The following is a 24,034-nucleotide window of genomic DNA, read 5'->3' on the forward strand; positions in this document are numbered from 1 at the left end:
AAGGTCGTCTTTCAGAGTGACTTCGCTTTACTTGTATTCTTGAATTTTGCGAATATTGTCAGCGCCAAACTCTTTCGAATAATTGGCATAAGCCGGGCGCAATGCATCACGGAAGGCCACACCGTCAACCTTGCGGATCACGGTCATGCCCTCTTTCTCAAGTTGCGCAATGCCATTGGCCTCGTCTTCGTTCACCTTCTGGCGTTGCGCGACGTTGGCCTTTTTGGCGGCCTCATAAAACACCTTTTTATCGGCCTCGCTGAGCTTGTTCATCAAGCGCGGAGAAGTCAAATACAGAGCAGGCGAATAGACATGACCCGTCAACGACAAATGCTTTTGCACTTGCGAGAACTTGGAGGCCAAGATGACAGGAATCGGATTTTCTTGACCATCGACCGTGCCTTGTTGCAACGCCCCGAACACTTCAGGGAAGGCCATAGGTGTTGGTTGAATTCCAAACGCACGGTAGCCATCCATATGCACTTTGTTTTCCATGGTGCGCATCTTCAAACCAGCCGCATCCTCAGGCTTGACGATGGAACGTTTGCTGTTGGTCATGTGGCGAAAGCCATTTTCAGTCCAAGCCAAGGCCACCAAGCCTTTGGCTGGAAATTTGCTCAACAACTCTTGCCCTGGAGGGCCGTCAAAATACTTGCGCGCATGATCGTAGTCGCGGAACAAAAACGGGATGTCGACGATCTTCACCTCAGGCACAAAGTTACCAACGGGTCCGGTCGATGTGTTCACGATGTCGAGCGTACCAAGCTGCACCGCTTCGATCATTTCACGTTCACCACCCAACGAACCGCTGGGAAACTGCTGACATTTGTAACGGCCTTGTGTGCCTTTTTCAATTTCATCGCACAACACCGTCGACCCCACCCCGTAATGCGAGGTGGCAGCGGGCGTGTACCCGATCTTCAAAATGGTTTGAGCACTGACTGAACTCAACGCCAACAATGAAGCGGCAGCGATGGATGCGAAACGCACTGTCTTTTGAAATGTCATGAAGTCTCCTTGGGGTCTACGTTAGAAGGGCAAAAGGTGCAAAAAAATCAGGTAATGCGCTCAATGCTGTCGGCAATTTCTTGGTGATCAAAAATTTGCTTCCAGTCATCGCGCATCAGGCGTGGCTTACCGAAGGTGATGGCTTTGTTGCAAGCGTCAGAAAACTGTCCTGGGACTTGTTTGAAAATCACAGCTGCCAAAATGGTCATGTGGCCCAGCAAAAAATCGCGCGCCGCATCGGCAGGTACACCGCGAGAAACGACCTCATCCATCGCCTCGCGCATCACATCCAGCAAGGTGGCGCACACGGTTTCCGACAAGCCGGGCTCCAACAACGCCATTTGCTCAACGGTCACACGGTAAGAACGCAAGATCGGTTGGTAAATGGTTTTGGCAATGTCCTCACCCAAGTCAAAAGCTTCGTCTGGCCCTTGCATCAAAGCGCTGACGATGGATTGCGCAGCGCTCACACCACCAAAGTAATCTGGCGCTCCCGGCGCGTGGACCTCGGAGCTGAAGATGCTAGGGTGGCATGGATGCGCCACGAAATACGTCAAATCAGGCCGCTTGGGCAAATGGCCAGCAAATGGCGCTGCAGCATCCAAAGTCATCACCATGGTGCCGGCTTTGAGCTGGGGAGCGATCTCGGCGGCGAGCTTGCCAATCAAGTTATCGGGCACAGCCAAAATGACCACGTCCACATCTTTCAGGGCATCTTCGACCGAACAACAGGCAATGCCCAACTCGTCTTGCAGGCGCTTGCGCCCCACTTCACCCACTTCCACATGGCGCACTTGGTAAGGTGATCCCACCAAGTTCTTCGACAAGCGTGCGCCCATCTTTCCGCCAGCGCCAAACAAAGCAATTGATTGTGTCATCCATGGTCTCCACTCATATAGTGGCGTGATGGTATGACGAGTTAACCAGTTGAAGGCCTAGGACATGTACCTAGCCCATGGGTTCAATTTCAGGATCTGTGCCTCAGCGTACGGACGGTAGAAAGAGTTAAAGAGACCATGTGCTTGTTGCCGCGCAGTTCGCGAGCTACATACCGAAAGCCCATGTGATTAAAGTTTCTTGGACTTCTTATCTCGTTTTCTTGCTATCACATGAAGCCATGGCGCAAACCATGCCAAGTGCGGGTGGTCAGATGCAGCAAATACCCGCAGTACCGACACTGCCTGCACCGTTTGCACCAACCAGCGCTTTGCCAGAGTTGCTGTTTCAAACGCCCCTGAACAACACACGTGCGTCGAATCCGCAAGCAAGCACGTTTGTAGCCATGCGTTTGCAGGTGACAGGCGCCAGCATTTACGCCGAGTCCGAGCTGGTCAAGGCGTCTGGTTTTGAGTCGGGTCGCGCGTTGAACTTCGCCGCCTTGGCTGACATGGCCGACAAAATCACCCAGCACTACCGACGCGACGGTTTCATCGTGGCTCGTGCCTACTTGCCCGCGCAAGAAATCAAAGACGGGCTGGTGACCATCACGGTGCTGGAGGGCCAATATGGCCAAGTCCAGGTGAACAACACCAGCTCGCTTAACCCTGCACTGCCCTACGATGTGTTGAACGGTTTGTACAACGGCGATGTGATTGCCAGCGCGCCTTTGGAAGAGCGATTGCTGCTGCTCTCCGACGTGCCGGGTGTGCAGGTGCGCTCGTCCTTGGTGCCCGGTGCATCCGTGGGGTTGTCAGACTTGATCGTGGAGGTCAAGCCCGGCGTGCGCGTCAGTGGCAGCCTAGACGTGGACAACGCGGGTAACCGCTACACGGGCGAAAACCGCATCGGCGCAACACTCAATCTGAACAACCCCACAGACAGAGGCGACCTCATCACCCTGCGCGGCTTCACCTCAGGCGCGGGGTTGCAATATGTGCGTGCGGCCTATCAAACACCAATCGGCAGAGGCCGCATCGGCGCGGCCTACAGCGATTTGTCCTACGCGCTAGGTCGTGAGTTCAAAGCCCTTGACGCCCATGGTCAAGCACGTATTGCCACCTTGTTTGGCAATTACCCCGTGCTTCGCTCCGGCAACACCAATGTGAACGTGGGCTTGAGCTTGGACAGCAAGCTGCTTCAAGACCGTGCGGACGCCATCCCTTCCGTGAACGACAAACGGGTACAGGTGGCAACTGCCTCCTTGTACGGCGACCACAAAGGCGCATCGAGGTCGGCTGGCGTGAGCCGTTATTCGCTGGCATGGTCGTTGGGAAACCTCCAATTACAAACACCCACCGCACATGCCGTTGACGCCAAAACGGCCTTGAGCCACGGGACCTACAACAAGCTGGCTTTTGCTTTATCGCGCTTGCAACCCACCCCGATCAACCGCATGTCCCTGTTTGCCTCACTGAGCGGACAAGTGGCCTCCAAAAATTTGGATGTTTCAGAAAAGATGGCGCTGGGTGGCATGTACGGCGTGCGGGCCTACCCAGAAGGCGAAGCTTATGCCGATGCGGGCTATCTGTTGACGCTGGAAGTGAGACAACAACTGCCTCTTCCAGTCACGGACCAAGTGCATATGGCTGCATTTGTTGACACAGGCCTCGTCAAGCTGAGCCAGAGCCCTTGGACCTCGGCCACCAACACACGACACCTGAGTGGCGCAGGCGTTGGTTTGTATTGGACACGTTCAAGCGAGTTTTCGGTTCGCATGTTTTATGCGCGCAAGTTGGGCGATGGGGTGGCCTTGTCCGCCCCCGACAGATCGGGGCGGTTTTGGGTCCAAGCCGTGACGTATTTCTGACCAGCCCAAATGAAAGACCCACACCATGAACCGCAATGACCGACCGATCTGGGGCAGCATGCCATCCTTTCGCTTCCGAAAACTAACCGTCGCGGTAATGCTTGCGTGCAGCGCATTGGCGCAGGCCGAGCCCACGGGAGGCGTAGTCACTGGTGGCAGCGCCACGGTGGGCGGCACTGCCGCTCAAATGACCATCACCCAAACGACGGCACGCGCAGCCATCAACTGGCAAAGCTTTGGCATCAAGGCGGGCGAGTCGGTGCAGTTCATCCAGCCAAACAGTAGTTCGGTGATTTTGAACCGTGTAACTGGCAGCGAACCATCGGCGATCCTGGGCCGGCTGACGTCTAACGGTCAAGTGTTTCTGGTCAACCCCAGCGGTATTTTGTTTGGATCGGGCGCTTCCGTGAATGTGGGCGGCTTGGTAGCGTCCACCTTGAACATCAGCAATGCCGATTTCCTGTCAGGCCACTACCGTTTTTCTGGCGCAGGCACTGGCGCCGTGCTCAACCAAGGAAACATCAGGGCAGCCGATGGTGGCTATGTGGCCTTGCTAAGTAGCAGCGTGAACAACCAAGGAGTGGTGAACGCACCGCTGGGCACGGTGGCCATGGCCGCCGGCAACGCAATTGCCCTGGATGTGCTGGGTAACCAGTTGTTGACGGTCGCCGTTGATGAAGGGGTTGCACGAGCGCTTCTGGCAAACGGAGGCTTGTTGCAAGCAGATGGTGGTCAAGTGCTGATGACCACGCAAGTCGCAGGCAACTTGCTGGCGAACGCTGTCAACACCACGGGCGTGGTGCAAGCGCGTTCGCTTGAAAACCACAACGGGTCCATCCTGCTGCTGGGCAGCACGGAGACCGGCATCGTGAATGTGGGTGGCACTTTAGATGTCAGCGGCGGCGCAAACCTGACTGGCGGCCGTGTGGTGATCACGGGTCATCAGGTGGGTCTGTTCAATGCGCAGATCAACGCCTCTGGCGACTCAGGTGGCGGTGTAGTTTTGGTGGGCGGTGATGCGCAGGGGCAGAACCCGGCTGTTCCTCACGCTTCTACCGTTTATATGAGTGCGGATTCCACGATTCATGCCGATGCCAACATAGAAGGCCCAGGAGGACATGTAGTCCTGTGGGCGAATGAAGAGACACACGCTTACGGCCATATCTTTGCGCGAGGCGGTACCCAAAGTGGTAATGGGGGTTGGGTAGAAACCTCAGGCCACGCACTGGATATGAATGGACTCAAGGTGGATACGCAGGCGCCCTACGGACACACGGGCATGTGGTTGCTTGACCCCGCGGATGTCACGATCACAACTGCGACGACAGATACGTCGATCGGTGCTGGCGTTTATTCACCCATCTCAGGTGCCAGCGCTGCGAATGTCAACGTGGTCGATCTGGTGGCGGCACTGGCAAGCACCAACGTCACCGTGACCACCACCAACACCGGTGCCAGTGGCAGCGGCTTGGGTGACATCAACGTCAACGCCGTTGTCACATGGACGGCACCGACCACATTGACCTTGAACGCTGCACGCGATGTGAAAGTCAACCAAGCCATCACGGGAACAAATGGCAGCTTGGTGGCCAACGCTGGACGCGATGTGGTGGTCGGGGCCGCTGTCACCACGACCACGGGTAACTTGAGTTTTCAAGCAGCGCAAGATGTTCTGGTGAATGGCGCAACAACCATCACCACAGGTACCTTAAGCGCCATTGCGGGGCGACACATCAATCTCTCGGCTGCTTCGACGGTCACCACAGGCGACGTGGTTCTCCGCGCTGACAACAAGGGCACAGGCCCTGGCGCATCGGCAGGCGCAGTGACGGTCAGTTGCGGCGCGAGTTGCATCACCGTGACCACAGGTGTCCTCAACATTCGCTTCAACCCGGTCAGCTACGCCACCACCAGCAACCAGATCTTGTCGTATGCGGCAAATTTGACGGGAGGCGGCACCTTGAATGCGAAAGCTTGGGTGTTTGGATTGGGAGACAGCAAACTGTATGACGGAACGAGCACCGCAACGGTCAGTGGCTTGAAGCTAGATACAGCAAGCTTGGCGCCGACAGTGTCCTTAGGCACGGTCAGTAACGCCAGCTTTGACAGCAAGCATGTTGGCGTCAATAAAACCATCAGTTTTGACACTGTTTTCACGAACGCTGCATACGATTTGTATGCGCCCCTGACTGCGCCATTCGGCACCTACCAAGCCAAAGCCGTCGTGCTGGTCAGACCGCTGACCGTCAACGCCACCACGGACAGCCGCACCTACAACGGAACCACGAGTTCTGCCAACATGGCCACGGCCTTAGGTTTGCAAATTGGCGACACATTGAATGGCAACTTGACCCAAACCTATGCCAGCAAAGACGCCCTAGGCACGGGCAACAGCACCTTGGTTCCCGGTGGAACTTACACCGTCACAGATGGCAACAGCGGGGGGAACTACGCCATCAGCGCCATCGCGGCGCCAGGAACAATTACCCCAGCGCCTTTGACCATCACCGCACAAGACGTGAGCAAGCGTTATGGGCAGACACATGCTTTGACGGAGTTCACGACTTCGCCACTTGTGAACGGCGAGACCGTAGGCAGCGTGGCTCAGACAAGCTCGGGTCAAGTTGCAAATGCTGGCGTGCTTGCTGGTCCTTATGTCGTGACTCCGAGTAATGCTACTGGTGGAACATTTGCACCAGGAAACTACACCATCAACTACGTCAACGGCGCGCTTACCGTCACGCCCGCCCCGCTCACCATCACCGCTCAGGATGTGAGCAAGGTTTACGGGCAGATACCAGCTTTGACGGGCTTTACCTCTTCGCCACTCGCCAATGGTGAAACCGTAGGTACGGCGCCTCAGACAAGTGCAGGTCAAGTCGCAAATGCTGGCGTGCTTGGTGGTCCTTATGTCGTGACTCCGAGTAATGCATCTGGCGGAACATTTGCACCTAGTAACTACACCATCAGCTATATCGATGGCGCTTTGACTGTCACGCCAGCCCCGCTCACCATCACCGCTCAGGATGTGAGCAAGGTTTACGGACAGACACCTGCTTTGACTGGCTTCACGACTTCACCACTTGTGAACGGCGAGACCGTAGGCAGCGTGACTCAGACAAGCTCCGGTCAAGTCGCAAGTGCTGGTGTCCTTGGTAATCCATATCTCGTGATGCCGAGTAATGCCACTGGCGGCACCTTTGCGCCTAGCAACTACACCATCAGTTACGTCAACGGCGCGCTTACCGTCACACCTGCTCCACTAAACATCACCGCTCAAGACGTGAGCAAGGTTTACGGGCAGACACCAGCTTTGACAAGCTTCACCTCCTCGCCACTCGCCAATGGTGAAACCGTAGGCACGGTGCCTCAGACAAGTGCAGGTCAGGTTGCAAGTGCTGGTGTCCTTGGTAGTCCTTATGCCGTGACTCCGAGCAACGCAACAGGCGGAACCTTTGCGCCAAGCAACTACACCATCAACTACGTCAACGGCGCGCTTACCGTCACACCCGCTCCACTCACCATTACGGCCCAAGACGTCAGCAAGGTCTATGGACAAACTCCAACTCTGACTAACTTCACTTCCTCGCCACTCGTAAATGGTGAAACCGTGGGCAGCGTGACTCAAACAAGCTCGGGTCAAGTCGCAAGTGCTGGTGTGCTTGGTGGTCCTTATGTCGTGACTCCAAACAACGCAACTGGCGGAACATTTGCGCCAAGCAACTACACAATAAGCTATATCGATGGCGCGCTTATCGTCACACCAGCTCCGCTCACCATCACCGCTCAAGACGTGAGTAAGGTTTATGGTCAGACACATGATTTGACAGGTTTCAGCACTTCTGCTTTGGTGAACGGTGAGACCGTAGGCAGCGTGACTCAAGCAAGTGCAGGTCAGGTTGCAAATGCTGGCGTGCTTGGTAACCCTTATGTCGTGACTCCGAGCAACGCAACTGGCGGAACATTTGCGCCAGGTAACTACACCATCAGCTACGCCAATGGCGCTTTGACTGTCACGCCCGCCCCGCTCACTATCACCGCTCAGGATGTGAGCAAGGTTTACGGACAGACACCTGCTTTGTATGGATTCACAACCTCGCCTCTCGCCAATGGTGAAACCGTGGGCACCGTCACTCAGACAAGTGCAGGTCAAGTCGCCAATGCTGGTGTCCTTGGTGGTCCTTATGCCGTGACGCCGAGCAGTGCCACTGGTGGAACATTTGCGCCAGGAAACTACACCATCAACTACGTCAATGGCGCTTTGACAGTCACACCCGCTCCGCTCACCATTACGGCCCAAGACGTCAGCAAGGTCTATGGACAAACTCCAACTCTGACTAACTTCACTTCCTCGCCACTCGTTAATGGTGAAACCGTGGGCACCGTCACTCAGACAAGTGCAGGTCAAGTTGCAACAGCCAACGTTTCTGGCAACCCTTACACCGTAACGCCCAGCAATGCGACCGGCGGCACGTTTGCGCCAGCCAATTACACCATCAGCTACGTGAATGGCGCTTTAACGGTGACGCCTATCTCAGTTGGCCCAGTTCCAATCAATCCTCCGGACGTGGATCCCGTGCCTGATCCCGACAATACGCCGCCACACAAAGCCTTGCCTGAGTTCAGCGCTGCGCAGGGGCTGCCAAAGATGCCGAGATCACCAGTGAAACCTGTCCTGTTAGATGTTTGGCCTTTGGCTGCCATCGTGCAGGGTCCAATCACGTTTCCCTTGGCTGAAATGCCTCTGCCTCTGCCTGAAGCAACGCCCGCGCTGGTGACGACCTTGCCCGAACCGCCTGTACAAAAACTACCCGTACTAGCGCCCAAGCAAGACCGTAATTGATCGTCCAAATTTTAAAAATAAACAGGATCATGAAAACAGACACCGATGAACGGATGCACAGAAACGCGGGTTGGGCTGTCACCACGCTGTGGCTGTGCATCGTCATCGCTTGGTCCGTGCACCCAACCGGCGGTGAGGCCGAAGCCTTGCAAGAGAAAAACCAAGACCAAGTGTTGCCTTCGCAAAATGACTTCAAGGCCATGCCCGCGTCTGCAGAGGCACATGGGTTGGTCGACTGGATCTTGTCATCGAATGACCACCAAGGACTTCCCTTTGCAGTGGTGGACAAGATCAACGCCCGTGTTTTTGTGTTCAACCGCGTCGGCCAATTTTTAGGAAACGCCCCGGTTCTTCTAGGCTTAGAGCGAGGGGATGATGGCGTGGTGGGTATCGGAGAACGGGCGCTGTCGCGTATTCGCCCTGAAGAGCGCATCACACCATCGGGGCGTTTCATGGCCAATCTGGCACGCAACCTGTCAGGCCAAGATATTTTGTGGGTCAGCTACGGGCAAAGCATTTCAATGCACGCTTTGCGAAGCGCTGATCCTAAAGAAAGACGACCAGAACGTTTGGCCTCACCAACAGAGGTGGACAACCGCATTTCGTATGGCTGTATCAATGTACCGCGAGCGTTCTGGCGCGACATCGTATTTCCCACATTCAAGAACCAACAAGGCGTGGTGTACGTGCTGCCTGAAACCCGATCTTTTCATCATGAATTTGGCATACCGATCACACGGCCCCTTGACGCAGTTGTCACCCATAAGAAAGTGTTGTGATGAAACATATCAACCGTTACGCCATCTTTGCCAAGCAAACCGCTCGCATCTGTGGTCGACCGTATTCGTTCGCCACAGCGCTGGCCATCATCGTTGTTTGGCTTCTGACTGGGCCATTCTTTGACTACAGCGACACCTGGCAATTGGTGATCAACACGGGCACCACGATCATCACATTTTTGATGGTTTTTTTGATTCAAAACACGCAGAACCGGGACACCGAAGCCATTCAACTCAAACTCGACGAGCTCATTCGTGCCACCCAAGGTGCACACAACGCCTTGCTGGATTTAGAAGAGTTGGAGCAAGAAAACTTGCAAGTATTCAAAGAGAAGTATTTAGCACTTGGCAAAGCCGCACGTGTGCAGCTGAGTGAAGGTTTGACAGACACCGGCACACCTGAAACCAAATAAACATTTGGCCATTTTCAGTTTGGGTACGACAGCACACAGACAAGCGGGCATCAACACGGGAGACTGAATACCTCAGCAGATTTGCTGAGTTTAATGAACCCCTATTTTTTGAAAGCCCCAGCTATGACCGAATTAATTCAACGCAATGCAGCCAAAATTTTGGCCTTATCACTCGTTCTTCTGACAGGCGTGGCATCGGCACTGCCGAGCGCACAAGAACTCAAAGACGAAAAGCAATTGCAATCTGATCGCACATCACTCAAAGCAGATCAAGAGAAGCTGAAGCAGGATGAAAAAACCCGCAAACTCGACAAATCATCAGGCCGCATGTCAGGTGAATCCAAAGATGGCATGAAGGTCGATGACGACAAGCAAAACATCAAGAGTGAAAAGTCAGTGATTGCCAATGACAAGAACGGTTCAGCCCAAAAGAAACAAGACAAAGCACGCCTCGTGAAGGACAAGGAAAAGCTCAAGTCAGACGAGAAAAAATAAGCCCACCAAAGAGCGCCTCAAAGTTTTACGTCTTAGGGCTGTGAACGCCCCACCAAAAGCGGGATGATCTCCGGCAACAGGGCTTGAGGATTTCCTTCTTGACAGGCTGCAGCGAGAGTCTTCTGAATGGCCTCAGCCACGGTGCGATCCGCATGCGTGTCTTGGGCCATCTCGTTGTAATAGCTCAAATCTTTCAAAGCGTTGGCCATGCTGAATCGCAAGCCCGAAGAATCGCCATTCGCTAAAAAGGGTTTCAAACGCTCTAACGCTGCGCCCCACCCGCCGCCCATCGCCAACACATCCACGAAGGTTTGGGCGTTCACACCCGCCAATTGCGCGCAGGCCGCAGCTTCGGCGAGCAAGGTCACCGAGCCAAGCGACACATAGTTGTGCAACAACTTCATCCGGTGCCCAGCACCCACAGGCCCCGCATGCACGATGTTTTCAGCGAAGCACGACAAGATGGGCTTGCATTCCTCAAACAACTTGGCATCGCCGCCGACCAGCAAATTCAATCGCCCTTCGGCTGCCTCTTTGGGCGTACGGGTCATGGGTGAGTCTAAAAAGTAGCCACCCTGAGCCATGACCAGCTGCGAGACCTTTTCGGTTGACGTGGGCACAGCGGTCGAACAATCTATCACGATGGTGCCCGGACGTATGCCCTGCAAAACGCCCTCCTCGCCCAACAACACAGCCTCCACTTGCGGTGTGCCTGTCACACACAAGATGATCACATCGACATGACTGGCCAGAGTTTTAGGCGTTTTGAACGTGGTGACACCGCTTGCTAACAAGGCGTCTAAAGGCTGGTTGCCAGCGTGTTCAAGCACCGACAGGTTATGACCGTGTTTGAGCAAATTGCTGGCAATGCCATGGCCCATCATGCCAATGCCGATCATTCCGATTTTTTTCATAGTCGCTCCGAATAAGGTGTGATGTGCCTGAATCCACTGCGGCGCAGTGACTCAATCATGTTTGATAGAAATCGTCTTTAAAACCGTGAAGCTGTACAAGGCTTCAAAGCCTTTTTCACGACCATGGCCACTGGCCTTGACGCCACCAAAGGGCAACTCAATGCCACCGCCTGCGCCGTAGTTGTTGATGAACACTTGCCCCGCACGCATCTGCCGCGCCAAGCGCATTTGACGTGCGCCATCACGCGTCCAGACGCTGGCGACCAAACCAAAGTCTGTGCCGTTGGCCAATTGAATGGCATGGGCTTCGTCATCAAAAGGCATGATGGCAATGACGGGGCCAAACACCTCTTCTTGCGCCAAGCGGTGCCCGGGTGGCACATCACGAATCAATGTGGGCACTTGGTAAAAACCGCCCTCGGGCGCGCCTACCACCACTTGTCCCGCTGCGGCAACCGTCAACCCATCGCGCTTGGCTTCGTCCAAAAAGGCGGTCACGCATTGCAACTGGGTTTGGCGAATCAGCGGGCCGCAATCCAAATCCATCGCAGCCGGCCCCACGCGCAAGGCATTGAAAGCCGATGCCAGTCGTGCAATCACCGCCTCATAAACGCTGCGCTCGACCAACACGCGGCTGCCCGCCGAGCAGGTTTGCCCCGCGTTTTGCACAATCGCATTCACGACCACTGGCACCATCGCCTCCAAATCAGCGTCGGCAAACACCACTTGGGGCGACTTGCCGCCTAACTCCAAAGTCACGGGTGTGTGGTGCTCGGCCGCGGTTTGCACCACCAATTTGCCAATGTTGGGCGAGCCGGTGAACGAGATGTGGTCGATGCCCGGATGGCGCACCAAGGCGTCTCCCGCTTCATGGCCGTAGCCGGTGACGACGTTGATGGCTCCTGCAGGAAACCCCACCTCGGCCGCCAATTCAGCCACACGCAAAATCGACAAGCAGGCGTCCTCCGCGGGTTTAACCACACAAGCGTTCCCCGCCGCCAACGAGCCTCCCACACTGCGCCCAAAAATTTGCAAGGGGTAATTCCACGGAATGATGTGACCGGTGACACCTTGAGGCTCGCGAATCGTGAGGACGGTGTAGCCGTTTTGATAGGGAATGGTTTCCCCCATCAGCTTGTCTGCAGCCCCCGCATAAAACTCAAAATAACGCGCAATAGCTGTCACGTCAGCGCGTGCTTGCTTGAGCGGTTTGCCGCAGTCACGCGACTCCAACTGCGTCAACGCATCGATGTTGTCGAGCATTTTTTGGGACAGTTTTTGCAGCAACCGCCCGCGCTCTGTGGCCGTCAAACGGCCCCAAGCCCCCTCAAATGCAAATCGGGCCGCCTGCACAGCCACATCGATGTCGTGGGCGTTGCCACGCGCCAAGTGGTCAAACGTCTGGCCGTCGGAAGGGTCAAGCACATCGATGTAATCACCCGAAGCGGGGGCCACACTAACATTGTTGATGAAGTGATGTTTCATAGCACTGAGGTTCTGCGCAAGGGCACGGCGTTTTTAAAAACAGGCGCGCTTTGTAAAAACATTCACTTTAATTCATTTGGCGAGACACAAACCTGCAAGCCGACACGTTTGGGTCAGATGAGACCAAGGGCTCAGAGCATCTCATCCACAATCCGACCATCGACCACCTGAAGTGTTTTTTCACAACGCGAAGCTAGCTCAGGGTTATGCGTCACAAACAGCACCGTGGTGCCTTGGTCGCGACTCACGCGATGTAAGAGATCAAACACGGCATCCGCACTTTTGCTGTCTAAATTGCCTGTGGGTTCATCAGCAAGTAACAACGCAGGGCTCATGGCCAGGGCTCGAGCCACAGCCACACGTTGCTGCTGCCCACCTGACAAACTGCCAGACGCTTGATGATAAAAAGTACGCAACCCGACGCTGTCGAGTAAAGCCATCGCTTTTGCCGTGATGTCAGCGTTAGAGAAACCTGCAGCCCCCAACATGGGCATCATCACGTTTTCCAAGGCTGTGAATGCCGTCAGCAAATGGTGATGCTGAAACACAAAGCCAATGGCATGCCCCCGCAAACGTGTGAGAGCTTGGTCGCCCAACTGCGTGGTTTCCTCGCCACGAATGGCCAACTGGCCTTGCGTCGGGCGATCCAACAAACCAATCAAGTTAAGCAATGTGCTTTTGCCAGAACCGGAAGGACCCATGACGGCACAAAACTCACCGCGGTCCAAGGTCAGATCAATGCTGTGCAAAATTTCAATTTCATTGGGCTGTCCCACATTGAAAGACTTACAAACTCCGCGCAGCACCACGACGTGTGCTTCATGGTCGAGCGCCTTGGGGTTATCCACGAATCGCCATCACAGGGTCAAGTCGTGCGGCGCGTAGCGCTGGCGCAAAGGATGCCAACAAGCCCGTTACCGTGGCTAACAACAACGCCATGCCGAACAAACTAGGTTCAAAGCGCATGGCGAACATGGCGGAGCCATCGGCATTGCGCTCCACATATTGCCAAAACAACAAGCCACCAAAGCCTAAAAGCGCCCCTGCCAATGCACCGCCAAAACCCAACAAGCCACCTTGCAATAAAAAGACACGCAAAATTTGTCCGCGCGTGATGCCCATGGCACGCAAGATGCCAATCTCACGCGATTTTTGCACCACAGAAACAACCAACACACTGGCAATACCGAAGGCTACTGACAAGCCAACAAAGATGCGAATCGCCGTGTTCGCTGTGGTTTGAGCGCTGACCGCGGTGAAAAATTGCTCATTGGTTTTGATCCAACTGTCCGCCTCAACACCCGTCAATGCGGTGATGTGACGCGCCACCGTCTCTGCACTGTAGACATCACGTACCGTCACATCCAGCACGGACACCCCGCCAACCAAACCCAACAAACTTTGGGCAGATCGCAATGCAACGAGGGTGGTACGAGTATTGGCACCTTTGTTGCCCAGATCGAAAATGCCACTGATCACTAATGTGTTCGAGTTGCCATTGGCTGCCGTGATGCGTAATTTATCGCCCACCCCCACACCTAAATCGCTGGCCAACTCAATGCCTATCAACATATCGCCCACCGTCAAACGAGCTTGCCCATGTGCCATTTTTTCAGGAATGGGAACAATCCGAAAGTAAAGATCAGGCTCAACACCCAACACCGTGATCGCACGGTTAGCCTCCCCACGCAAGGCCAGCGCTGAACCGCTCACAGCGGGTGACACCACAGCCACCTCGGGTAAGGCTCGAATCTGTATGGCCACGCTTTGCCACTGGTCAATGCTTTTAAGTCGCTGCAGAGGGGCTTGCAAGATGTGCGCGTGCACGCCATCGTTTTGGTCTTGATAGAGCGGGCGCACAACCTCTTTGGGTGGCAACAACTGAATATGGGCTTGCCCCGTCAACACCCGCTTGACGAAATTGGCTTGCAAACCACTGAGCAAGGCAGACATGAAGACAATCACGCCTACGCCAATGGCTACTCCGCCAACGATGAAGGCGGTTTGCACACGACCTTCACGCAAAAAACGAAATGCCACTAGCCACTCGAAAGGTAGCCAGTGAGAAATGGCGTGTGAATTTTCGGCAGAAACGGTAGCCATGTTCATGACCTCGCAGGCTGTGGCACCGCGTGAACTCGGGCTTTGTCCAACACTTGCGTGGATGTGGTCGGTATCACCCAATCGCCCGCCTTTAAACCTTGCAACACCTCACACAAGGCGGGTGTACGCAAACCCAATTGAACGGGTGTACGAATGGCACGGCCATCCACCACGCGCAACACCCAAGGTGAGGCACCAACTAAATCATGTAAGGCCTCGGTGGGCACCAACACGGCTTGGCTACGCTGACCCACTTGAATATCAACCGACACGGTCATGTCTTGCTTCAAATACGCAGGGGCTTGAGTCACGTTCAACTTCACCTCAACCGACCCACGTTGTGCATCCACACCCGGATTGATAAACACCAGCGATGCCTCAAACTGCTGCGTCGCATACGCATCGGCTGAAGCCAACGCAGCTTGACCCAGCTTTAAAAGATTCAGGTGCTTTTCATCCATCTGAAGCACCAACTGCGTTTCGCCTTGAGGTGACAACACCATAAGTACTTTGCCCGGTTGCACCACATCTCCGGACTCGACGCTGCGGACAATGAGGGCCCCAGAAACAGGCGCTTGAATGCGCGCATAGCGCAAGCGGGATCGGGCCAAATCAGCACCCGCTTGCGCTTGAAACAGGGCTGACTCAGCTACTGCCAAATCGCTGCCCCCTGCTCGTACTCCGCGCAGTTGTTGCTGGGCGCTGCCCAGTTGCGCACGGGCAACAGACGCTGAGCGCTTGGACTCATCCAAGGCCGCTTGACCCAAGAAACCTTGGTCAAACAAGCTTTGTGTGCGCTGCAATGCATGCAGGGCCGCATCATGATTCGCGTGTGCTTGAAGCTCTAATTGCTCACCAACAGGCGCTTGCACTTCATGAACTTGGCGCAATTTAGCCTGGGCTTGTAAGACGGCCCACTTCGCTTGATGCAACGCGGCTTGGAGTTCTGTATTTTCGAGCTCAATCAAAGTTTGACCCGCCGCCACACTTTGGCCTTCGGCCACGGGTATTCTCAACACCGTACCCGTAATTTGCGCCCCAAGTTCAACGCGATGCGGACTTTCGACATGACCGCTTGCGACCACGGTTTGCACAAAGTCACGTTGCACCACCGCAAGCACAGGTGTTGCAGGCCCCTGCAAAACGTAACGTAGGCCCCAAAAGCCCCCAGCCAATGCAGCAACGAGCAAGAGGAACCAGCCCGCATGGCGTTGAACATAGAAGCGCAAAGTGGTGAGCGTAGGCATGGTGAAATCATGTTACGACGCAGGAACCACAAAGACTGTGCCTAACGTCGTGCGATGTAGGTTCATAAGCCGTTGATCAAACCCCGCAACCCACACTACCAGGCGGACACAGACCCATCGCTGCGTGGGTCTTCGCCTCCTTCAATCCAGCCCGACGGGTGCAGCACCAAAGCACCCGCGTGGCCCATGCGCTCGTCAAAGTCAGACACCACTTCGACGGGGTGACCCAAGGCTTTGAGGCCCTCCACCACATCGGCGGCGTAACGCGACTCGACTTTCAAGCTGGTGCTTTGCTCGGCCCACGTGCGCCCCAACAACCAGCGCGGTGCTGCCACCGCCGAGCGCACGTTGTGCCCGCCCCACACGTAGCGTGAAAACACCGCCGCTTGTGTTTGCGGCTGGCCTTCGCCGCCCATGGTGCCGTAGACCAGCAAACGGCCATCGTCCAGTTTGGCCATGGCTGGGTTGAGGGTGTGAAAGGGTTTACGCCCTGGTTCTAAGCTGCGCAGCTTGCCCGGTTGCAAGTCAAACGAACAGCCTCGGTTTTGCCACCAAAAGCCACTCTCGGGCAGCACCACACCGCTGCCAAACTCAAAGTAAATGCTCTGAATCATGCTGACCGCACGGCCTTGGTCGTCCACCACCCCCATCCACGTGGTGTCTCCATCCGAATTGGGCGCGGGCCAAGGACTGGCTTTGTCCGTGGGCACGGCATCGGCCAAGCGTTGCACTACCTCTGGTGTGAGCAAGGTAGTCGGGTCGATCGACATGTGGGCAGGGTCGGTCACAAAACGGTCGCGCACGATGAAAGCTTGTTTGGTGGCCTCCACCAAGGCATGAATGCCGGCCACGTTGTCTGGGTTCCAGCCCTCTTGGCGAATGCGGTCATAGACACCCAAGATCAACAACGAGGCCAAGCCTTGTGTAGGTGGTGCCATGTTGTAGACGGTTGCGTCGGACAACTTCAAAGACAAAGGGGGTTTGACCACGGCGTGGTGTTTGGCCAAATCTTGCGCGGTGATGGGGCTGCCCACGGCGACCAAGTCACGGGCGATTTGCTGCGCCAACTCACCGCGGTAAAAGTCGTCTGCACCGGCTTCAGCCAAGCGTGTGAGTGTGGCTGCCAGTGCGGGGAACGCATGGCTGTCGCCATACTTCGGCACATCGCCTTGGGCATTCAAAAAGGCAGAGGCAAAGCCGGGCTGGTGTTGCAACTCGCCGAGTTTGTTGCGCGTGTTGGCCTCTTGGCTGTGCGTGACCGGAAAGCCTTCCCGAGCATAAAAAATGGCACTCTCTAACAAGCGTGCGAACGGCAACTTACCGCCCCAATGCGCTTGGCTGTAGGCGTAGGCAGCACCCCAACCCGAGATGGTGCCCGCCACGGTGTTGGCCGCCAAAGGGCCACGCCAAGGAATGCTGGCCATGTCGCCATACAGCGCTGGCGTCACGCCTGCACCCGCAGCGCCACAGGCGTCAATCGACTGCATGGCTTGCCCAGGCGCATGCATGAGCCAAAAACCATCGCCACCAATGCCCGTCATGTGCGGGTACACCACCGCCAAAGTAGCGGCCACCGCAATGGTGGCTTCGATGGCATTGCCACCTTCGCGCAAGATGTCTAAGCCTGCTTGTGAGGCCAAAGAATGGGGGGCGACCACTGCGCCTCGACGACCAAGAATGGGGTTCATACCGTGCTCCAAGAAGGGGTTACGCGCGCGGCTGCGCTGCGTGCTGATAAAAGATGGCCGCGCATTTCGCGGTAACAGGTCACCACGTCGCGCGCCAGCAAGGCTTCGACAATGACCGAGTGCTCTTCGTAAGACGCCGACATGCGCGCGATGTTGCGAAACTGCGTGCGTCTGAAGGTGGATATTTTGTGATGCAAGCCCACCACCATGTCAATTAACACGGGGTTGTGACAACCGCGAATGATCACATTGTGCAAATCGCGGTTGATCACATCGTAGGCATCGGCGTCTTCGTTCTGAATGGCGAGGCGGCTTTGGGCATGCAGTTCGGACAGGCGCTGGCGTTCGGCATCGCGCATGCGCACGGCCGCATGACGTGCGCAAGTGGCTTCTAACTCGCCGATGACTTCAAACATTTGGTCCAACTGCTCTGAGGTCATCTCCGCCACCACCGAACCTCGGTTCGGCCGGTTGGCCACCAAGCCCGTGCTGGCCAACTGCTTCAACGCTTCGCGCACCGGCGTGCGCGACACCTGAAAACGCATGGCGAGCGTGGTTTCATCCAAACGCTCGCCGGGCAAAAAAACACCCAAGGCAATGTCATCTGCCAATTTGCGAGACACCTCGTCCGCCAAGCCACCTCGGCTGCGTGCCTGCGATTTGAGTGCCGCATCCATGCTCATGCCACCTGCGGCACAGACACGGGGTGCCAACACGCCAGCGCCGACGAACCTTGCCGCACCGTCGCAGGCACTTGCGCCACGCATTGCGCACTGGCTTGTGAACAACGCGCAGCAAAGCTACAGCCCGGCGGTAAATTCGACAAATCGGGCGGCGAACCAGGTACCGCGGGCAAGGGCTTGCCTCGGTCTGCGGCACTCACGGTCGACGCCAACAAGCCTCGTGTGTAAGGGTGCTGCGGTTGGTTCACCACTTGCGCAACATTCCCCATCTCCACAATCCGACCGGCATACATCACCGCAATGCGGTCGGCCACCTCGACGGCGGCACCAATGTCGTGGGTGACAAAAATCACCGACATACCGGTTTCTTTTTGCAGCTCACGCAAGAGCAACAAGATTTGAATCTGCACCGTGGCATCCAACGCCGTGGTGGGCTCGTCGGCCAACAAAAGCTGGGGCTTGCACACCAAGGCCAACGCAATCATGGCGCGTTGACGCATGCCGCCCGACAACTCGTGCGGATACGCATCAAAGCGTCGGCGGGCTTGCGGAATTTGCACGCGCTCCAGCATCTGCAGGGCTTGGTGGTGTGCGGTACGGTTGTCCACGCCATCGTGGGCACGAATGGTCTCCACCATTTGCTGACCGATGGTGTAGACCGGATCGAACGCCAAGCCGGGCTCTTGAAACACCATAGAGGCCACACCGCCACGGTAATGGTCTAAGGCTCGCCCCTGCAAAGACAGCACATCGTGCCCCGCCACCTGAATAGACCCACCCATGCGCGTGGTGCGCTCCGGGTGCAAACGCAGCAAGGTGCGCAAAGTCACACTTTTGCCCGAACCTGATTCACCCAACAACCCCAGCACCTCCCCTTGCGCCAAGTCAAAGCTGACTTGGTTCAGCGCTTTGGCTTTGCGGTTGCCGGTGAACTCAACCGTCAAATCTTGAATCGAAACAAGCGGCGTTGTCATGCGATGACCTCCTCACGCACAGCATGGACATAGCCCGATGTGGCGTCGTTGATATGGCAGGCCACGATGTGCTCGGCCTGCTCGCCCACAGGCATGAGGCGCGGCGTGCTGGCAGCACACACGTCTTGCGCCAAGCTGCAACGGTCGCGAAACCGGCAGCCGCTGGGCGGGTTGATCGGGTTGGGCGGGTCGCCTGTGAGCGGTGAATGCAAGGTGCGTTGGCTCGGGTCCATGGACGGCACTGCCGACAACAAAGCCCGCGTGTAAGGGTGTGCGGCTTGGATGTAGATGCGCTCCACAGGCCCGCGCTCCACCACTTGACCGAGGTACATCACCATCACCTCATCGCTGATGTAGTGCACCACATGCAAGTCGTGCGAGATAAACAAGTACGTCAACTGCCGCTCGGCCTTGAGTTCTTGCAACAGGTTCAGCACCTGCGCCTGCACCGATTTATCCAAGGCCGCCACGGCCTCGTCCAAGATCACCAAGCGCGGGTGAAAGGCCAAAGCCCGTGCAATGTTCACGCGTTGGCGTTGTCCACCCGACAACTCATACGGGTAACGCGACGCAAACTGATCGGGCTCTAAGCCCACACGTGCCAACAAAGCACGCGCCTCTTGCATGGCCGTGGTTTGATCCATGCCGTGCACTTGGGGGCCATAAGCGATGGTCTCGACAATGGTCAATCGTGGGTTGAGCGAGGCAAATGAGTCTTGAAACACCATTTGCAAATTGCGGCGAAATTCTTTCAATTCCAAGCCACCGTACTCAGCGACGCCTTCACCATCAAACACCAAGGTGCCACTGTCTGGCGGCATCAAGCCCGCGATCAGCCGGGCCGTGGTGGACTTGCCGCAGCCCGACTCACCCACAATGCCCAGCGTCTTGCCTTTGGCCACCGAGAAGCTGACGCCGTCGACCGCATGCACAAATTTGCGCTCACGCTCGAACAAGCCAGCACGCACGGGAAAGTGCTTTTTGAGGTCGTTCACCACCAACAAGGGTTGTGCTGGACCACCTCGGTCTTGCACCTCAAGCACGGAAGAAGCAGTGGTTGTCATCGGCGAATGTCCATGGCAGAGCGAACCCCATCAGCCAACAAGTTGAAGGCGATGGAGGTCATGAAAATAAAGGCACCGGGCAAAGCGGCAATCCACGGGTTGTTGTAAATCGCAGAGCGCAAGGTGTTGAGCATCAAGCCCCACTCGGGCTCGGGCGGTTTCACGCCAAGCCCTAAGAACGACAAACCCGACGCCAAGATCATGCTGACGCTCAGCAAGCCGGTGGCATACACAAACACAGGGCCAAGCACATTGCCCAACACATGCACGCGAATGATGGAGAACGAACTCGCACCACTCATGCGGGCCGCTTCGATGTAATCGAGCTTGCGCACTTGGGTGGTCACACTTTCAGCCACCCGCACCACCTGCGGCACAAATACCAAGGTCAAGGCCAGCAAGCTGTTGCTCATGCCGGGGCCCAGAGCACCTGAAATGGCGACCGCCAACAGCACCGAGGGAAAGGCGTAAAACACATCAAGCACACGCATGATGACCATGTTCACGCGGCCGCCCACATAGCCCGCAAACAGGCCAATGCTGGTGCCGATCAAAAACGCGGCGAACACGGGCACCACGCCCATCAGCAGCGACAAGCGACCGCCGTACATGAGGCGCGTCACCATGTCGCGCCCCAACTCATCGGTACCCAGCCAATGGCCAGGGCTGCCAATGGGCAACAAGCGTTTGAGCATGCTGGCTTTGAACGGGTCAGCCGGTGCCAACCACGGTGCAAACACCGCGGCACAAATGATGAGCAAGAGCACCACCGCACTCGCCATGGCCACAGGCTCTTGGCGCAACTGGCGCGCCACCACATGCCAATAGCTGCGGTTAGGAATAGAGGTTATTGAAGGAGTCATGTTGTTCTCTCAACCACGGCCCATGCGTGGGTCGATCAGCGGCTGCACGATGTCCACCAACAAATTCAACACCACAAAGAACATGCACAGCACCAGCAAGGTACCTTGCAGCAAAGGCATATCACGCTGAAAAATGGCGGTATTCAACAAGAAGCCGGTGCCCGGCCACGCAAACACCGTCTCCACCAAGATCGAGCCGCCCATGAGGTAGCCCACTTGCAAGCCCGCAACGGCCAACACCGTCGGTGCCGTGTTTTTAGCCACATGACGAAACACCGCCATGCCGCTCAAACCTCGGGCACGCAAAGCCACCACAAACTCTTGCTCCAACATGTCCGCCACCAAGGCGCGCACGGTGCGGGTGATGATGCCCATTGGAATCACCGACAAGGTGACCGCAGGCAACACCAAGTAACGCATGTGGTCCCAGTCCCACGACCAATCGGCGGAGCCCCCGGGGCCCGCACCCATCGCCGGAAACCAACCCAACCACGTTGAAAAAATGATCGTCAACACCAGGCCCAACCAATAGTGGGGAATGCTCACCCCCACCACAGACAAGGCCGTGGCAGCACGGTCGATGCCGCTGCCATGTTTGTATCCCGCCAGCGCTCCGAGCACACAGCCCACCAACACCCCTAGGCCAGAGGCAATGCCCGCCAGCAACAAGGTGTTGCCAACAGCGCCAAAGACTTCGGTCACCACCGAGCGCCCAGAGGCGATGGAGGTGCCCAGGTCGCCCTGCAGTGCGCGCCACAGCCAAAGGCCGTATTGCACAGGCACAGGACGGTCCAAGCCATAAGCGCTTTTGAGGGCTTCGATCACGTCGGCCGGAGCGTCAGCGGGGGCAATGGCGTTGAGCGGATCGCCCGGTGCCAAGTACACCAACATGAACGACACCACCGTGACGCTGAGTGCGATGGGTAAGGCGTACAAGAGACGCTTGAGGATATAGGTCAGCATTTATTTCATGCGAATGGTGGTGAGGTCTTGGAACCAGTGTTGTGCTTGGACAAACTCTTGCACCTTGGGCGACATGGCGTGTGGGTTCACGTCATGCACAACCCACAGCATCAAAGACTCGTCGACCATGGTTTCGTGAATTTCAGCGAGCAGCTTGTCTTGAATCTTGGTGTCGAAATTCTTGCGGATGGTGTCAATCGCACCGTCCACTTTGGGGTTGTTGTAACCACCCCAGTTCACACCGTTGGGCGCGATGTAACGGCTGTCCACAAAGCGCGTGATGGCATAGAACGGATCGGCGGTGACGTAGCCCAAGTTGATGGCGCTGATGCCCTTGCCAGCGTTCATCTCCGCCTTGGCACCGTTGCGCCAGTGCAGGTACAAGTTTTCCAGCTCAACCACTTCAAACTCCAGCTGAATACCCACCTCGGCCAAGCTTTGCTGGATGAACTCATTCATGGGCAAAGACAACATTTGCCCAGTCCCACCCTGCGCGATGATGACTTTGGCTTTGAGCGGTTTGGCAGGGCTATAGCCGGCTTGCGCCATCAAAGCTTTGGCCGTTTTGACGTCGTAACCAATCTTGAACGATGGCTTGCCAAACCACGGGCTGGTGCTGTCGAGTTGGCCTTTGGCGGGCGTAGCCAAACCATTGAGCAACTTCACAATCGCCTCACGGTCAATCGCCAAGTTGGCGGCTTTGCGCACGCGGATGTCGGTCCAGGGCGAGCCAGGTAAGGTGGAGAAGTGATACGGCCACACATGCGGCGTGACGTTCTGAACCAGCTTAAAACCCGAGCTCTTGAGTTGCGGCAGCACATCAGGCGGTGGCGTTTCAATGATGTCGACCTGGCCATTCAACAAGGCGTTGGCGCGGGTCATGGCGTCTGGGATGGGCATCAAGATGATGCGATCGGTCTTGGCCATGCGGGTTTTGTCCCAATAGGCCACGTTCTTGACCAACTCCGCGCGCTCGCGTGGCACCAACTTATCGAGCTTGAAGGGGCCTGTGCCGGAAGGTTGACTGGCCAACTTGCTCCAATCACGCCCCAGCTTTTCCCACTGCGCTGGGCTCGAAATCAAGAACCAAGGCAGTTGGTACGGAAAGAGCGCATCCACATCTTTGGTGGTGATCTCCACGGTGTACTCATCCACCACGCGGTACGACGCAATCGACGGAATACGGGGGCGTACTTGGGCACTTTGCTTGGCGTCAAATTGGGGCGACTTGTCGGCCAGGACTTTGTCTAAGTTCCACACCACGGCGTCAGCTTTGAGCTCGGAACCATCGTGGAACTTCACACCTTTACGGAGGGTGAACAGCCATTTCTTGTTGTCTTTGGCATCGACCTTCCAAGCACTGGCCAAGCCAGGCACCAACTTGCCAGGACGGGTGCCGATGTTGGCCTCCCACGCGACGAGTGGGTCATACAAGGTGTGGCCCGTGAATTGGTAAGCACCGGCACCACGATCTGGCTGCCCCGTGGTCAGCGGAATGTCGGCCATGGAGATGCCGTAACGCGCCACAGTCTCTGCATGCAAACCGGTGTGCAGAAGCAGGGCCATGGGTAAAGCGACCAGCCATCGAGGAAGTTGCTTGTGAACAGATTGCATGAAGGGCTCCAATGTGAAAAGAACACTTCATGGATTGCATGCAACGTGCCAACACGTGCATTTTTCTGATGTTTTTTGCAGAGCCTTGATTTCAAAACGTTTTTTTAAGATTGCACAGCAACACGCTTCAAAATTAGAAATAGTTGATTGAG

General features: G+C 56.2%; 19 protein-coding genes. 5 read left to right on the top strand and 14 right to left on the bottom strand.

Features of this window, described 5'->3' with window-relative positions:
* Window positions 1–27: 27 nt before the first annotated feature.
* Window positions 28–1,008, bottom strand: coding sequence for a TRAP transporter substrate-binding protein (locus B9Z42_RS10935; protein WP_199172040.1), 981 nt, complete (start codon window positions 1,006–1,008; stop codon window positions 28–30).
* A gap of 47 nt (window positions 1,009–1,055) precedes the next feature.
* On the bottom strand, window positions 1,056–1,886 hold the full coding sequence (locus B9Z42_RS10940) for a phosphogluconate dehydrogenase C-terminal domain-containing protein (protein ID WP_100133426.1): 831 nt from the start codon (window positions 1,884–1,886) through the stop codon (window positions 1,056–1,058).
* 221 nt (window positions 1,887–2,107) lie between these two features.
* Here B9Z42_RS10940 and B9Z42_RS10945 point away from each other — a divergent pair, with 221 nt between their 5' ends.
* The 5 genes from B9Z42_RS10945 to B9Z42_RS10965 all read left to right on the top strand — a co-directional run bounded on the left by B9Z42_RS10945 (window position 2,108) and on the right by B9Z42_RS10965 (window position 10,284).
* Entirely contained in the window at window positions 2,108–3,754 is a 1,647-nt protein-coding gene (locus tag B9Z42_RS10945; RefSeq protein WP_233203612.1) for a ShlB/FhaC/HecB family hemolysin secretion/activation protein, read from the top strand.
* 25 nt (window positions 3,755–3,779) lie between these two features.
* Window positions 3,780–8,597, top strand: a complete 4,818-nt coding sequence (locus tag B9Z42_RS10950) for an MBG domain-containing protein (protein ID WP_100133427.1) — start codon at window positions 3,780–3,782, stop codon at window positions 8,595–8,597.
* A 29-nt stretch (window positions 8,598–8,626) separates the two neighbouring features.
* Window positions 8,627–9,376 (top strand): hypothetical protein, encoded by a 750-nt coding sequence (locus B9Z42_RS10955; RefSeq protein ID WP_100133429.1) that lies wholly within the window; start codon window positions 8,627–8,629, stop codon window positions 9,374–9,376.
* Window positions 9,376–9,789 (top strand): low affinity iron permease family protein, encoded by a 414-nt coding sequence (locus B9Z42_RS10960; protein WP_100133430.1) that lies wholly within the window; start codon window positions 9,376–9,378, stop codon window positions 9,787–9,789. Before B9Z42_RS10955 ends, B9Z42_RS10960 begins: the two co-directional genes overlap by 1 nt.
* A gap of 123 nt (window positions 9,790–9,912) precedes the next feature.
* The gene (locus tag B9Z42_RS10965; protein ID WP_143474079.1) at window positions 9,913–10,284 is read left to right on the top strand and encodes a hypothetical protein; all 372 of its coding nucleotides are present in this window, start codon (window positions 9,913–9,915) and stop codon (window positions 10,282–10,284) included.
* Between the two features lie 32 nt (window positions 10,285–10,316).
* On the opposite strand, the gene B9Z42_RS10970 is transcribed toward B9Z42_RS10965, so the two are convergent.
* The 12 genes from B9Z42_RS10970 to B9Z42_RS11025 all read right to left on the bottom strand — a co-directional run bounded on the left by B9Z42_RS10970 (window position 10,317) and on the right by B9Z42_RS11025 (window position 23,882).
* Window positions 10,317–11,231, bottom strand: coding sequence for an NAD(P)-dependent oxidoreductase (locus B9Z42_RS10970; RefSeq protein WP_369806870.1), 915 nt, complete (start codon window positions 11,229–11,231; stop codon window positions 10,317–10,319).
* Between the two features lie 18 nt (window positions 11,232–11,249).
* On the bottom strand, window positions 11,250–12,683 hold the full coding sequence (locus B9Z42_RS10975) for an aldehyde dehydrogenase family protein (RefSeq protein WP_100133434.1): 1,434 nt from the start codon (window positions 12,681–12,683) through the stop codon (window positions 11,250–11,252).
* A 131-nt stretch (window positions 12,684–12,814) separates the two neighbouring features.
* Window positions 12,815–13,531 carry an ABC transporter ATP-binding protein gene (locus B9Z42_RS10980; protein WP_100133435.1) on the bottom strand — a complete coding sequence of 239 codons (717 nt, stop codon included), beginning with the start codon at window positions 13,529–13,531 and terminating at the stop codon, window positions 12,815–12,817.
* On the bottom strand, window positions 13,524–14,786 hold the full coding sequence (locus B9Z42_RS10985; RefSeq protein WP_199172043.1) for an ABC transporter permease: 1,263 nt from the start codon (window positions 14,784–14,786) through the stop codon (window positions 13,524–13,526). The genes B9Z42_RS10980 and B9Z42_RS10985 overlap by 8 nt, the downstream gene beginning before the upstream one ends.
* Window positions 14,787–14,788: 2 nt before the next feature.
* Window positions 14,789–16,033, bottom strand: coding sequence for an efflux RND transporter periplasmic adaptor subunit (locus B9Z42_RS10990; RefSeq protein ID WP_100133437.1), 1,245 nt, complete (start codon window positions 16,031–16,033; stop codon window positions 14,789–14,791).
* Between the two features lie 95 nt (window positions 16,034–16,128).
* Window positions 16,129–17,721: a gamma-glutamyltransferase gene (gene ggt / locus B9Z42_RS10995; RefSeq protein ID WP_100133438.1), complete on the bottom strand. Its 1,593-nt coding sequence runs from the start codon at window positions 17,719–17,721 to the stop codon at window positions 16,129–16,131.
* A complete protein-coding gene (locus B9Z42_RS11000) occupies window positions 17,718–18,437 on the bottom strand; it encodes a GntR family transcriptional regulator (protein ID WP_233203613.1) in 720 nt (239 codons plus the stop codon). The genes ggt and B9Z42_RS11000 overlap by 4 nt, the downstream gene beginning before the upstream one ends.
* Window positions 18,401–19,378, bottom strand: a complete 978-nt coding sequence (locus B9Z42_RS11005) for an ABC transporter ATP-binding protein (protein WP_100133440.1) — start codon at window positions 19,376–19,378, stop codon at window positions 18,401–18,403. The genes B9Z42_RS11000 and B9Z42_RS11005 overlap by 37 nt, the downstream gene beginning before the upstream one ends.
* Complete coding sequence (locus B9Z42_RS11010) at window positions 19,375–20,442, bottom strand: ABC transporter ATP-binding protein (RefSeq protein WP_100133441.1); 1,068 nt, start codon at window positions 20,440–20,442, stop codon at window positions 19,375–19,377. The genes B9Z42_RS11005 and B9Z42_RS11010 overlap by 4 nt, the downstream gene beginning before the upstream one ends.
* Window positions 20,439–21,305 carry an ABC transporter permease gene (locus tag B9Z42_RS11015; protein WP_100133442.1) on the bottom strand — a complete coding sequence of 289 codons (867 nt, stop codon included), beginning with the start codon at window positions 21,303–21,305 and terminating at the stop codon, window positions 20,439–20,441. The genes B9Z42_RS11010 and B9Z42_RS11015 overlap by 4 nt, the downstream gene beginning before the upstream one ends.
* Before the next feature lie 9 nt (window positions 21,306–21,314).
* Entirely contained in the window at window positions 21,315–22,268 is a 954-nt protein-coding gene (locus tag B9Z42_RS11020) for an ABC transporter permease (protein WP_100133443.1), read from the bottom strand.
* Complete coding sequence (locus B9Z42_RS11025) at window positions 22,269–23,882, bottom strand: ABC transporter substrate-binding protein (protein ID WP_100133444.1); 1,614 nt, start codon at window positions 23,880–23,882, stop codon at window positions 22,269–22,271.
* Window positions 23,883–24,034 lie beyond the last annotated feature (152 nt).

Origin of the sequence: Limnohabitans sp. B9-3 (genome assembly GCF_002778325.1) — a bacterium.
Classification (GTDB): Bacteria; Pseudomonadota; Gammaproteobacteria; order Burkholderiales; family Burkholderiaceae_C; genus Limnohabitans; species Limnohabitans kasalickyi.

What these genes read in the sequence shown, in the direction of transcription:
- ggt (WP_100133438.1), bottom strand. Translation starts at nt 17,721, where the DNA reads ATGAACCCCATTCTTGGTCGTCGAGGCGCAGTGGTCGCCCCCCATTCT.
- B9Z42_RS11015 (WP_100133442.1), bottom strand. Translation starts at nt 21,305, where the DNA reads ATGACTCCTTCAATAACCTCTATTCCTAACCGCAGCTATTGGCATGTG.
- B9Z42_RS10985 (WP_199172043.1), bottom strand. Translation starts at nt 14,786, where the DNA reads ATGGCTACCGTTTCTGCCGAAAATTCACACGCCATTTCTCACTGGCTA.
- B9Z42_RS10935 (WP_199172040.1), bottom strand. Translation starts at nt 1,008, where the DNA reads ATGACATTTCAAAAGACAGTGCGTTTCGCATCCATCGCTGCCGCTTCA.
- B9Z42_RS11020 (WP_100133443.1), bottom strand. Translation starts at nt 22,268, where the DNA reads ATGCTGACCTATATCCTCAAGCGTCTCTTGTACGCCTTACCCATCGCA.
- B9Z42_RS10990 (WP_100133437.1), bottom strand. Translation starts at nt 16,033, where the DNA reads ATGCCTACGCTCACCACTTTGCGCTTCTATGTTCAACGCCATGCGGGC.
- B9Z42_RS10955 (WP_100133429.1), top strand. Translation starts at nt 8,627, where the DNA reads ATGAAAACAGACACCGATGAACGGATGCACAGAAACGCGGGTTGGGCT.
- B9Z42_RS10950 (WP_100133427.1), top strand. Translation starts at nt 3,780, where the DNA reads ATGAACCGCAATGACCGACCGATCTGGGGCAGCATGCCATCCTTTCGC.
- B9Z42_RS11005 (WP_100133440.1), bottom strand. Translation starts at nt 19,378, where the DNA reads ATGACAACGCCGCTTGTTTCGATTCAAGATTTGACGGTTGAGTTCACC.
- B9Z42_RS10965 (WP_143474079.1), top strand. Translation starts at nt 9,913, where the DNA reads ATGACCGAATTAATTCAACGCAATGCAGCCAAAATTTTGGCCTTATCA.
- B9Z42_RS10975 (WP_100133434.1), bottom strand. Translation starts at nt 12,683, where the DNA reads ATGAAACATCACTTCATCAACAATGTTAGTGTGGCCCCCGCTTCGGGT.
- B9Z42_RS10940 (WP_100133426.1), bottom strand. Translation starts at nt 1,886, where the DNA reads ATGACACAATCAATTGCTTTGTTTGGCGCTGGCGGAAAGATGGGCGCA.
- B9Z42_RS11025 (WP_100133444.1), bottom strand. Translation starts at nt 23,882, where the DNA reads ATGCAATCTGTTCACAAGCAACTTCCTCGATGGCTGGTCGCTTTACCC.
- B9Z42_RS11010 (WP_100133441.1), bottom strand. Translation starts at nt 20,442, where the DNA reads ATGACAACCACTGCTTCTTCCGTGCTTGAGGTGCAAGACCGAGGTGGT.
- B9Z42_RS10960 (WP_100133430.1), top strand. Translation starts at nt 9,376, where the DNA reads ATGAAACATATCAACCGTTACGCCATCTTTGCCAAGCAAACCGCTCGC.